The sequence below is a fragment of the Paenibacillus nanensis genome, from assembly GCF_003583765.1.
Taxonomy (GTDB): Bacteria; Bacillota; Bacilli; order Paenibacillales; family Paenibacillaceae; genus Pristimantibacillus; species Pristimantibacillus nanensis.
Map to the genome: position 1 here is coordinate 755337 of NZ_QXQA01000002.1, position 12115 is coordinate 767451.

Sequence of the window (12115 nt, forward strand, 5' to 3'; positions counted from 1 at the left end):
TCAATGACGGTTTAATCTTTAACGGCTCCAATGGTCAGCCCTTGTATGAAGTACCGCTGGAAGAACGGATAAGCGAACACGATCGGCCCTGTCGCAAGCACAACCATCGCCATGCGGGTCGTCTCTTGGGGAAGCGACTGCAGCATTTCCCTGCTCTGCCCGCTATTCAGCAGCGCTGAGTTGGAAATAATGAACTGCATGCTCTGCTCGATTCGCATAAGCAGCGATTGAAGGGGCACCAAATGCCCGGAATCGATGTAGAGCAGAGCGTTGAACCAGTCATTCCAATAAGACAGCGTGCAAAACAGCGCGATGGTGGCGATGCCGGGCAGCGAAATCGGCACAACAAGCCGGAACAGAATGCGAAACTCGCTGGCCCCGTCGATTTTGCCGGATTCAATAATCGGATTCGGCACCATAGTCTGCAGAAACGTTCGGAGCACGATGATGTGGAACGCATTCATCGCCATTGGCAGGATTAACGCCCACAGCGTATCCTTTAGCTGAAGCATCTGGGCGACCACGATGTACGTCGGCACGAGTCCGCCCCCGAACAGCATCGTGAAGAACGCAAAAAACGTAAAAAATTTGCGGTATTTAAAGTTGCTGCGGGATAACGCATAGGCATAAAGCGTCGTCATGCAGACAGACAGCAAAGTACCGATGACCGTGATCAGAATCGTTACCCCGTATGAGCGAAAAAGCTGGTCGCCCGTTTTGAACAGGTACGTGTACGCTTGCGTGCTCCACTGCTCCGGAACGATGCGGTAGCCGTACATCAGCAGCGCGTTCTCGTCTGTGAAGGAAAGGATGACAACGAACACAAACGGGAAGATGCAAACGAAGGCGAATCCGCCGGCGAAGAGATGGAGCAGCGCGTTCCAGACGGGTGGAAGGCGGTGAATATCGTAAGACTTGCCCGGTCGGCCCGGCTTCATGGCAAAACTCCTTTCGTATCTATTCCGATCCCGGCTAGAACAGCGCTTGATCTTCATTCACTTTTTTAACCGCCCAATTCGCCGTCAGCACAAGAATAAATCCTACGACAGACTGGTAGAAGCCCGCCGCGGCGGCCAGACCGAAATCGCCAAGCACCTTCATCGACCGGTAGACATACGTATCGATCACGTTCGTCATGGAGAACAACGGGCCGGAATCGCGCGGCACCTGATAGAAGAGGCCGAAATCCGCCCGGAAAATGCCGCCGACCGCCAAAATCGTCAGGACAATCATCATCGGTTTAATCAGCGGAAGCGTAATGTTCATCGTCTGCTGCCATTTGCTAGCCCCGTCGATCATAGCCGCTTCGTAATACGTTTTATCGATGCCCGCAATCGCAGCCAAGTAGACGACGCTGGAATACCCGAGCCCTTTCCAAATGTTCATGAACACCAGGATGAACGGCCAATATTTCGGCTCCGAGTACCAGTGGACCGGCTCGATTCCTAAGGAAACCAGGAGCTGGTTCAGAACGCCTTTATCCACGCTCAAGAAGCTGAATACAAAATAACTGACGATAATCCAGGAAAGGAAATAAGGCATGAACATGCCGGTCTGGTACAGCTTGGCCAGCTTCTTCTGGGTTAAATTGAACAAAATAATAGCCATCGCGACGGATAACACAAGCCCCAAAATGATAAAGACCAAGTTGTACAGCACGGTATTCCGGGTAATGATGTAAGCGTCATGAGCGCGGAACAGAAACTCGAAATTTCGGAGCCCGGTCCATTCCGAATAAATAAGGCCTTCAAAGAACCCTCCCAAATCGAGCCGGTACTGCTTAAACGCCAGAATAGCGCCGGGCATGGGCAAGTAGCAGAAGATCAGAAACCATGCCGCCCCCGGCAGCACCATCAGCAAAAACGCGCCGTTCCGTCCTAAGTCCCGCATCTTCGATTGCAGCGCTTTCAAATCGTTTCACCTCCGTTCGCATGTGCTGCGCCTCGCTCGCCACTAATGTATCATGAGGCTGCCAAGGCCGGGCAGTGAACAGATTAAAGGTTTGGTGTACAAAATAAAGCTGCTTTTTGCGTTTTTAAGAAAACGCTTCCAAAAACAATTGTCAGTGCTAATCCGGCATGTTATCGTAAATATACTTCCAGCCCGAAGGAGAGGATCCTTACGGTTAAGCTTTCGCAGATTTACCAGGCTGTCTTTCGAACGAAGCTGTTCAACCGCATCATTTTGGTCTATTCCTCGTTAACGATCGTTTCCTTTTGCACGCTTGCCCTTCTCGTCTACGAATATTCCGCAAGCTCGCTGCGCCAGAAGGAATTAGCCGGGCAGGCCGAAACCGTCGACTCCTTGGCGCGCTACCTGGACAGCCAAATGGACGACTCGCAGGACATCATTCTCCAGCTGTATCAGAATCAGGCGCTGCTCAGCGACATGCTGTATTTTCTTCGGCATGATATTCAGCTCTACATCCAATACCGGTTCAATCGGTACATCGCCAGCAACAGCTCGGAGGACCGCAACGTCGAAACGTTCATCCGAAGCCATATGGAACGGAACAACGATATTATGCAAATCGCGCTATACAGCCGGGACCAGTCCTTCCTGTTCCTGTTCAACAGCAATAAAACCCAAAAGCTGCGCGAGCTGGGCGATGAGGAAGCCGCGGCCGCCCGCGCGATCGAAGCAATGGGCAATCAGCGAACTATAAGCACCCAAGCGCTTGGCATTGCCGACAGCTTGGAGCTGCAGGCCGCGGACGCAGAAGGCGCCTACACTTATGCTTTCGAGCTGAACGATCCTAACACGCTGCAGAATGTTGGCGCTCTCCTGGTCACCTACAGCCGCGCAGGCTTGTCCCGATTAACGGAAATGACGGCAAACGAAGGCATCGGTTCCTACCTCGTGGTGCTGCCTGACGGGCGGGTAGCCTTTGACTCATCCGAACAATACAGCGGCCAGATCTATCCGTCCAGCCATGAACGGATAACCGTCCCCGGCGCCGCGAAGCTTGAAAACGGCGCATATGTCACGTCGCTGCGCACATCCAAGTCAGATCTCATCGTTATTGGCCTCATTCCTAGCGCGGAGCTTGAAAACCGGTACGCGAGCTTTCGGCGGAATGTCATTCTATCGACCGCCGCCGGCATCGCCGTCACCATCCTGTTCTCCTATTTCACGGTATATCGGTACGCCAGAAGAACTCGAACGATTGTGAAGGCGATGAAGCAAGCGCAGCAAGGCAATCTGTCCGTGCGAGTGCCGACGGGCCGGAATGACGAGCTGGATGAAATAGCGGATCGTTTCAACCGGATGTGCGAAGAATTGCTACGTTACATCAATCAAGTGTACGTGTCCGAGATTAAGCAAAAGCATGCTGAGCTCGTAGCGTTCCAGGCGCAGATCAACCCGCACTTCCTCTACAACACGCTTGAGGCAATCCGCATGCGCGCTCTGACGCAAGGAGCCGCCGATGTCGGAGAAATGGCTTATGTGCTGGGTTCACTGTTCCGCTATGCCGTCAAGTCCGAGACGCTCGTGACAATCGAAGACGAAGCCGAATACAGCAAGCAGTTTCTGGAGCTATACCGGATCCGATACCGGGATAAATTGAGCTATTCGATCGAAATCGACAACGACGTGAAGCATTACCGCATCTTCAAACTGTCCCTTCAGCCGCTCATCGAAAATGCGGTTGTTCACGGCATCCGTCCTTCAAAGCCCGGCAATAAGATCTCTATTAAAGCCAGACGCGAGGAGGATGCAATCCTATTGGAGCTGGCGGACAACGGAAGAGGCATGAACGAAGAGAAGCTTACGCGGGTTCGGCTTGCGCTGGAGGGACATGAGGGGCCAGGCGGTTCCGCATCCCTTGGGCTTCGCAGCGTTCACGAACGGATCCGGCTTACCTACGGGGAGCGATACGGACTACGCCTTGCCAGCGAACCGGACGGGGGAACGGTCGTGCGGCTGTATTTGCCTTACGGAAAGGAGAATGGCTGATGTACAATGTCTGGGTCGTGGATGACGAACCATTTATATTGGAAGGACTCGCCGGCATCGTGGAATGGGAGGCGTTCGAGCTTTCGTTAATCGGCCAAGCCGAGAATGGGCTCGATGCAATGGAGCAAATTAGGGAGGACGGACGGCCCGTCGATATCCTGATTACGGATATTGCGATGCCGGAGATGGACGGTCTAGCTCTTATTCGCGCGCTCAAAGCCGAAAATGCCCAGCTGAGAACGATTGTGCTCAGCGGATATAACGACTTCGATTATGTGCGTGAAGGAATGAGGCTTGGGATTGAAAACTATCTCTTAAAGCCCATTAATCTAGAGGAGCTGAAGGAGACGCTGGCGGCAACCGTCGAGAAACTGAAAAGATCCCGGTTTGCTGTATATGAAGACAACGGCATGGAGCTCATTATCGACAACATCATGTACCGATGGGTCACAGGCCGTATCAGTCAAGCACAGTGGCGGCAGCGCGCAGATTTTCTCGGACTTGCGGTCAATGCTCCCTACTCCATCGCGGCCGTCATTCCAATGCCTGAGCGTGAGTATCCGGACACCCAAGGAGTGAGCCGGATAGTTCGCCGTTTGTCCGAGCAATTTTTTCGTGAGCTGGAGATCCCTTTCCTTGCCTTTCAGGACATCGATGACGGGATCGTACTCGTTATCGGCGTTCCGCTTGCATCCGCTAGCGCCATGCAGCTTCTCTATGACCGGCTGACGTTACTTACGGACCGATTGTCGCTGCATCTCGGATCGGCTTGCCGCATCGCGGTCGGAACGCTTGAATCCGATTTCGAGCGGATACCCGCCAGCTACGGACATGCGCTGCTCGCTTACGAATACGCCCTGCTGCAGCCCCAGGAGCGATTGCTTGTCTATGACCGGGTTCGGACCGCCAATCGGCGGAATGGCCTCAGTTTATCGCCTGACTTCGTTGCCTATTCCCGCCTTCTCCTCGCTCTTGACGAAAACGGCTTATACGCGCAAATTCAAGCTGACCTTGAGGCGCTCGCAAAGCTCGATGGCATAGAGCCGTCCATGCTTAGGAGCTGGGTTGCAGAGCTTGTCATCCATCTCAAAAAATCCGTTAAGGACAGCGCGCGAGAGGAGCAGTTCTCACCCTTTTATCAAGGCATGATGGATCGGGTGGCGAATACCGCTGAGTTCGCCGGACTCATGCAGCTAGCCCTGGACACCGCCCGCGAAGCGGTCGGCATCCTCGCCGGAAGGAACAATCAGACGCCCGTCATCCGCCAAGTGGTTGAATATATTCATTCCTCCTATATGGAGGAGGTATCCTTGAAGACGTTAGCGCAGAAGCACCGCATTCATCCCGTATATCTCGGCCAGCTGTTCCATAAAGAAATGAACCAGCCTTTCCTCGATTATGTCAACCGATTTCGCATTGAAAAAGCAAAGGAGCTGATGAGAGACTCCGCTTTGAAGACGCATGATATCGCCACAAGGGTCGGTTATTGGGATAAGGCTCATTTCTATAAGCATTTTAAAAAATATGTCGGTGTATCCCCGTCCCAGTACCGGAAGCTGCAATAGGCATAAAAAACCATCGCCCTGGCCGATTCAAGGCGGTGGTTTCGCATCATTTTTTTCGCCGTTTAACAGCCCTCGCTGAGCGCCGCCGCAACCTCCCGGTACCATCCGTATCTCGATTTCTGCTCCAGGAAGTGACGCCCGTCCATCAATATCGGGATGACATCCGCCCCTTTGTAATAAACTCTTGACCCTATTTTCTCGACCTTGAAATGGTACTGGAAGCGAATCAGACGGTAAAAAAGCGGATCAAGCAAAGCGACCGCGTAAAGCTGCCGATTCTTTTCGGCGTACTCGAACAAGCTGAACATCAGCATATCAAGGGCGCGCGTAGAGCGAAATTCTTTGGCGATCGCGAATTTATCGATTATAAATACTTGTCCGGGGTACGCTTTAAGCGCATCGATGCGGCTTCCGTCGCATAGCTTCTCAAACTCTCTCCCGTTACCCTGAAAATCTAACGGAACAAATTGAATCGTCCCGGCCGCCCGGCCTTCTACATAAAGCAAGAATGAGTCTCCGTTCGAATGCTCATGCTCGAACCCCTTTTCATCCCATACCTTCTTCCAGATTCCATCAAACAGGGCTTTCTGAAATTCGTTTGTGACTTGAATAATCAAAGGAATGCCTCCATTGCCGTTCTGTAAACAAAACTAAAATGTATGATTTGTTCTTTATAAAGAATTATAGTCCTCGACCGCATATTTTGTCAAAACATTCCAAGAAATTCGCGAAAAAGAAAAAGAGCTGCCGAAAACGTCTTGTTTTAGACCTTTTCTGACAGCTCTTGCTATGGATTGCTTCTCAATCGACACTTGCTCTCTGTCCGTCCATTCTCACTTCCTCCGGAAGCGCCTTGGAAGCCTCCGGAACTTGACGGGTCCGAAGCTCCACAAGCTCAGAGGAGTAGATCAGGATACGCACCGCGCCGGGACTGACGAAAGCCCGGATCAGTATAGGCTGGTCGTACGGGTTCTCGAAAACGAAATCCGGTCCATACCAGCTGACGGTCGCGTCGCGGCCGGGCGGCACGTACCGCACGCTCCGGCTGTGCGAATAGCGCTCCACAATGGTCATCCCGGCCCGGTCCGCGGCGTTAAACAGCGTTGAAGATACCTGGCATATTCCGCCCCCAATATCCTCGTACAATTCCCCCCGCACGATGACCGGCGCCCGCATATACCCTTTTTCGCTCGTCCGTTTGCCAACCGTTTGATTAAAGGAAAACCGTTCTCCCGGAAAAACGACATGGTTGTTCAGCGCTTTCGCCGCAAGGGCGATATTCGCTGACCGGTTTTTGTTGCGGCTGTTAAAAAAGGTCGCGTAATAACCAATTTGTTTGACCTTAATGGCGGACAGCACCTCGCTGTCTACGCGCGGATAGACCGGCCGAAGAGGCGCTTCGATCTGCGAAGGCTCGCCCTCCAGCATAAATCCGTAAAACAATTTTTTAAATGCGGCGCGGTCCAGCTTCCCGCCGTTTCGCTCCGGCACAACTCTTCCCGCCCCGTCAAGCGAAGCGTTAATAGGAGGACGCTCCACTTTTCCGGCAATCTGATCCATCAGCTTGCTCAGCTTCTCTTCATTAACAAGCGGGATCCCCGGCACCGGATACCAGTACGCCTCCCGCTCTATTTGGTCTGCGACAACCTCTCCATCGGACATAATGACCGCATGCGAGGTTGGAAATGTCCACGGCTGCAGCGCAACCACTAGGGCAACGATTCCGTTCCATACCATCTTGGTCCAACTCCTGAAATGAATTAACCAGGTTAGTATGCGATTTCTTCAGGAGAGTCATTCAACCTTTAGCAGTATCAAACAAATATACCTTTGCCGGTTGCGGCAAAGGCCTTAGAACAACACCTCAAGCAGAGGCTCATATATGCCATACAAAAACAGAAACAGCAGCGCTCCAACCAATGATCCGATAAAAGCCCCATTCAAGCGAATGCGCTGCAAATCCGTATCGACCTTTCTTTCAATAAATGAAACAAGACGCTCTTCCGTAAAGCTTTCCAGCGTTCTTCGCGCGATTTTGCCGATCAAGGCATGTTCCTGTTCGAGAATACCCCTCACAAACTGCTTCAAGTACCCGTCCAGCTGATCCTTTGCCTCTGTATCGTTTTTAAACGTCTCCCAGTAGGCGGCGAGTAAGCCCGTAACCCAGCTTTTCACGTCTAGGGCATTCAGCGCGCGATCATCCACCACTACATATTTCATCGATTCGCCGCCCAATATGACGCTTTTGACATTGTCTAGAAGAGCTTGAATGGATGGCTGAAAGGAAAGCTCCCGCAGCATCTCCTGCTTCCATGACTCGATGGTCGCGCCGATCTCCTCGCTGGTCTCCAGATTGTCCGCCAGTGCCAGAACGCGCGTTTCAATCATGACGCGAAGCTCATGAGAAGGATTCTGCAGCTCCTTCATAAAGCTCTGCAAATCGCGGAACAGCGTGTTCGCCGCTTCGTCTAAATTGATCGCATCCGCAGCCTCCGCGAAATCAAGCAGCTTCTGTTTGAACCATCTTGCGATGGAGCCGCCTTCGTTCACGAACTTATCTTTTTCCTTCGCGACCATCGCCTTTATGGCCGCCAACGTCTCTTCGCTGGATGCTCGCTTTGCCGCATAGTCGATCAAATGTCCGAGCCACTTCTGAAAATCGCTGTTTGCAAGCACCCACTTTAATCCTCTGCCAGCATAACGCGAAATATTGACGCCGCTCAGCGCCGACCGGGCATGGACGTCCAGCTTAGAGGCCAAGGCTTCAAGGTTGGCGCCGCGCAGCCAAGACATCAGAAGCTGCCAGCCACGCTCAGCGAAAGAATGGGTATCGTTCCTCCGGTCGACCCACTCGATGACAGCATCAATCAAACGATAGTTCATCAGCTTGTCGGACAGCATGTTTTTGCTGAGCAGCTGCTTTTCTACCATCGCCGCTACGCCTTCCACCAGCTTATCGCGGTTGCGCGGAATAATCGCGGTATGCGGCACCCAGCGCATGCCGAGCGGATGACGGAACAACACCGTAACCGCGAACAAATCCGCGAGCGCTCCTACCAGTCCGGCTTCAGCCGTAAAAAGCAGCAGTCTCAGCCACCAATTTCCGGGATACAGATACAGCAGGACAGCGGCGCCTACAAACAGCAAAGACAATAAGATTAAGCTCCCGTTCGCTTTGCGTCTCATGGTCATTCCCTTATCCTCCTCTGATCCAGAATGTGAACAAATGCAGGACAATACCTGCAGCCGAACCGACAATCATCCCGTTCAGCCGGATATACTGCAGATCTCTGCCCGCTTTATCCTTTACCATCTCGATTAACTCTCGCTCCGTATAGGACTCCAGCTTTTCCTTTACTAAAGCGCCGATAAGGGCGTGCTTCTCCTCGATCCAAGACAGCAGCAGCGTTTTGACACCCGTATCCAGCGATTGCTGCAGATCGGGGCGGCTTCGAAGCAAGTCTAGGCCGTGATCCAGTTCTGTCAACAGCCACTGTATGAGCTTCGAAGGCTCCGGATTTCCTTCGTTGCCGTCCTGCGGAGAAACGATGTCCGCTCTTATCTCATTCAACCGCTTGCTCAGGAGGGCCTCGAGGCGGATATGCGGCTTCAGCGCTTCAAGCAGCTTCCGCTTACCGCTCTCCACGCGGTGCCTGAGCGCTTCATCCTCGCGCAGTCTGCGGATGAAAATCAACAGCAGCTCCTTCAGCTCCAAACGACGCGGGCTGTCCTCATGTGCGAGCTGCTCCAAAAAAGCGGCCAGCCAATCCTGCACTTTTCCCGCGATAGAGGATGCGTTAAGGCCCGCCGTATAATCCACAAGCCTTCGCCTCAGCTTATCCCCTTCATACGAGCGAATCGCAGTTGCGGCGAACTGTTCGATGACAGACCTAAATGTATGGCTTTTGACCAACTGAACAAAAGGTTCGATGACAAAAGAAAGGATCTTGTCATCGTATTTATGCCGTACGCTCCAGTCCCCGATATCCGCCAGCAGGTCGGACAACTGCAGCGCGTCGCCATGCTCCGTTATCAACTGCTGCAAGCCTTCAGCGATTTGCTCCGCATCGGCGCTCGCGAGAAGCTCACCCGCCAGCTTCTTCACGATGGCGCGAGCTTCCCTAGAGCCTTCTTGGCCTGTAACATATCGGGCGATAACGCCGCCCAAATCATGCTCCTGCAGGGTAGCTCGGATCGCCTCTACCGTCAGGAGTTCCTTCCCTACCATATCCACAAGCTCGCCGATCAACCGTTCTCTATTCCTTGAAATAATATGAGTCCCCATCCATTTCGGCCATTTGATCCGAAGCGGATCGCCGAACAAGGCGCTAATTGCAAAAGAATCCGCCAATCCGCCAATCGTTCCCGCACTAAATGCGGCAAACAGCAATCCGCCAACAAAGGTATGCTGGAATGGAAAAGCTGCCAGAATGCCTGCCGCCGATATAGCCAGAATGGCGTTCGCTCGTTTTCTAACGCTTCGTTTTTCCATCGCGATACTCCATTTCGCAGCTTATTAATGATGTATTGCTAGTTTAACCTTTTTTGGAACGGTCATCCACTAGCCTAAAGCCGCAAGCAAAAAGCCGCCGCAACCAATGCCCGGCTGCTGCGGCTTTTTTTCACGCTGGTACTGCTACTGCTGGGCACCCGGCTTGGAGTCGATGTTTACTTTGCCTGTGCCTCTCCTGTTGCTGCCAGGCGCTTTGCCCGCGCCATGACTCCCGATAATATGACTCGGCGCTTGGCTTGTGCTCTGGCCATCGATTTGTCCAACCGGCTCCTTGACTTCGCCTTGGTTGCCTTTTTGTCCGCCCGGCGCTTGACCTCCGCCTTGGCCGCCCATTTCTCCGCCCGGCGCCTTGCCTGCGCCTTGGCTGCCCATTTGGCCGCCCGGCGCTTTGCCTGCGCCTTGGCCGCCCATTTGGCCGCCCGGCGCTTTGCCTGCGCCTTGGCCGCCCATTTCTCCGCCAGGCGCTTGACCTCCGCCTTGGCCGCCCATTTGGCCGCCCGGCGCCTTGCCTGCGCCTTGGCCGCCCATCTGCCCGCCCGGCGCCTTGCCTGCGCCTTGGCCGCCCATCTGCCCGCCCGGCGCTTGGCCTGCGCCTTGGCCGCCGATTTGGCCGCCCGGCGCTTTGCCTGCGCCTTGGCCGCCCATTTGGCCGCCCGGCGCTTGACCTCCGCCTTGGCCGCCCATTTGCCCGCCCGGCGCCTTGCCTGCGCCTTGGCTGTTCATTTGGCCGCCTGGCGCTTGACCTGCGCCTTGGCCGCCCATTTGCCCGCCCGGCGCTTGAACTCCGCCTTGGCCGCCCATTTGGCCGCCCGGCGCTTGACCTGCACCTTGACCGCCCATTTGGCCGCCCGGCGCTTTGCCTCCGCCTTGGCCGCCCATTTGGCCGCCCGGCGCTTGACCTCCGCCTTGGCCGCCCATTTGGCCGCCCGGCGCTTGACCTCCGCCTTGGCCGCCCATTTGGCCGCCCGGCGCTTGACCTCCGCCTTGGCCGCCCATTTGGCCGCCCGGCGCTTTGCCTGCGCCTTGGCCGCCCATTTCTCCGCCCGGCGCTTTGCCTCCGCCTTGGCCGCCCATCTGCCCGCCCGGCGCCTTGCCTGCACCTTGGCCGCCCATTTGCCCGCCCGGCGCCTTGCCTGCGCCTTGGCTGCCCATTTGGCCGCCCGGCGCTTGACCTCCGCCTTGGCCGCCCACTTGGCCGCCCGGCGCCTTGCCTGCGCCACCACTATCTCCACCGGCTCCGCCGCCTGCACCACCAGCTCCGCCTCCAACTCCTCCAGCACCGCCAGTACCGATGCCCTTAACACCCGTCCTACCTACTCCGGCCGTGCCTCCTCCGCTCTTAACCGTAACGTAGGAATAAGTAATGGATTGCATCGTTTGCGCATCAACAACCCCTGTTACCTTTAACCCATGCGATTTCTGAAAATACCGTACTCCTTTAACTAATGAGTCTCCATAGTATCCGTCAATCGGCCCCTCATAACTGCCAAGTGACTTCAACATCCCTTGAATAACATAAACATCCGGACCTTTCGCGCGTTTGCCGATCGCATGGGTCGTATTCGGTAAGCTAAATGCCAGAGCCAACGTTATTAACGCTATGCTTAAATATTTGACCGCTATACGGCCGAAATTTGACTTCAATTCCTTCACCTTGTAGCACCTACCCTTTTGCAGTTTAATGTGTTGAATTGTGCTGCCAAAGTTACTATCCCCATAATTCACAATTCATTACATCTACGCAAAAAGTCATGAATACAAGCAAAAAGACTAATGTACTCAATGCTTCTAGGCGCCTCGATTTTTAAACCCTTACACTCCCCCTTGCACGACCTTTTCATATACCCCCAACCAAGTGCCCCCGCCCTTACTTTGTGCGACTTTTCATAAAAATCTGCTCCACAAACCGATGACGTAAAATAAGTTGTGTACCAAGTTTTGGTTCTTCACAGAACACAAAAAAGTAGGGTATCCTCGGGATTGCTGAAGTCACCGAAGGAGGACCCTACTCAATGACTACTATACCCGAAAATCTGTTTGCTGATCTACTTGAAAATACTGTTACAAAGCTTCTGAAAGA

General features: G+C 53.9%; 9 protein-coding genes. 2 read left to right on the forward strand and 7 right to left on the reverse strand.

Annotated features, from left to right (window positions below):
- Positions 1-11 precede the first annotated feature (11 nt).
- Together D3P08_RS06210 and D3P08_RS06215 are read right to left on the reverse strand one after the other, a co-directional pair.
- Positions 12-938: a carbohydrate ABC transporter permease gene (locus tag D3P08_RS06210; RefSeq protein ID WP_119598551.1), complete on the reverse strand. Its 927-nt coding sequence runs from the start codon at positions 936-938 to the stop codon at positions 12-14.
- 34 nt (positions 939-972) lie between these two features.
- Positions 973-1902 carry an ABC transporter permease gene (locus tag D3P08_RS06215; RefSeq protein ID WP_119598607.1) on the reverse strand — a complete coding sequence of 310 codons (930 nt, stop codon included), beginning with the start codon at positions 1900-1902 and terminating at the stop codon, positions 973-975.
- Positions 1903-2184: 282 nt separating this feature from the next.
- On the opposite strand from D3P08_RS06215, the gene D3P08_RS06220 reads away from it, so the two are divergent.
- Together D3P08_RS06220 and D3P08_RS06225 are read left to right on the forward strand one after the other, a co-directional pair.
- Complete coding sequence (locus D3P08_RS06220) at positions 2185-3957, forward strand: sensor histidine kinase (RefSeq protein WP_119598552.1); 1773 nt, start codon at positions 2185-2187, stop codon at positions 3955-3957.
- Positions 3957-5522: a response regulator transcription factor gene (locus D3P08_RS06225; protein WP_119598553.1), complete on the forward strand. Its 1566-nt coding sequence runs from the start codon at positions 3957-3959 to the stop codon at positions 5520-5522. The genes D3P08_RS06220 and D3P08_RS06225 overlap by 1 nt, the downstream gene beginning before the upstream one ends.
- A gap of 62 nt (positions 5523-5584) precedes the next feature.
- On the opposite strand, the gene D3P08_RS06230 is transcribed toward D3P08_RS06225, so the two are convergent.
- The 5 genes from D3P08_RS06230 to D3P08_RS27220 form a co-directional block, all read right to left on the reverse strand.
- Positions 5585-6139, reverse strand: coding sequence for a hypothetical protein (locus tag D3P08_RS06230; RefSeq protein ID WP_119598554.1), 555 nt, complete (start codon positions 6137-6139; stop codon positions 5585-5587).
- Positions 6140-6323: 184 nt separating this feature from the next.
- Complete coding sequence (locus tag D3P08_RS06235; protein ID WP_119598555.1) at positions 6324-7259, reverse strand: VanW family protein; 936 nt, start codon at positions 7257-7259, stop codon at positions 6324-6326.
- A gap of 114 nt (positions 7260-7373) precedes the next feature.
- The gene (locus D3P08_RS06240; RefSeq protein WP_119598556.1) at positions 7374-8714 is read right to left on the reverse strand and encodes a DUF445 domain-containing protein; all 1341 of its coding nucleotides are present in this window, start codon (positions 8712-8714) and stop codon (positions 7374-7376) included.
- A 4-nt stretch (positions 8715-8718) separates the two neighbouring features.
- Complete coding sequence (locus tag D3P08_RS06245) at positions 8719-10014, reverse strand: DUF445 domain-containing protein (RefSeq protein WP_119598557.1); 1296 nt, start codon at positions 10012-10014, stop codon at positions 8719-8721.
- A 144-nt stretch (positions 10015-10158) separates the two neighbouring features.
- Positions 10159-11688 carry a peptidoglycan-binding domain-containing protein gene (locus D3P08_RS27220; protein WP_162848379.1) on the reverse strand — a complete coding sequence of 510 codons (1530 nt, stop codon included), beginning with the start codon at positions 11686-11688 and terminating at the stop codon, positions 10159-10161.
- Positions 11689-12115 lie beyond the last annotated feature (427 nt).

Coding starts and splice junctions, on each gene's coding strand:
- D3P08_RS06210 (WP_119598551.1), bottom strand. CDS start 938: ATGAAGCCGGGCCGACCGGGCAAGTCTTACGATATTCACCGCCTTCCA.
- D3P08_RS06225 (WP_119598553.1), top strand. CDS start 3,957: ATGTACAATGTCTGGGTCGTGGATGACGAACCATTTATATTGGAAGGA.
- D3P08_RS06235 (WP_119598555.1), bottom strand. CDS start 7,259: ATGGTATGGAACGGAATCGTTGCCCTAGTGGTTGCGCTGCAGCCGTGG.
- D3P08_RS06240 (WP_119598556.1), bottom strand. CDS start 8,714: ATGACCATGAGACGCAAAGCGAACGGGAGCTTAATCTTATTGTCTTTG.
- D3P08_RS06245 (WP_119598557.1), bottom strand. CDS start 10,014: ATGGAAAAACGAAGCGTTAGAAAACGAGCGAACGCCATTCTGGCTATA.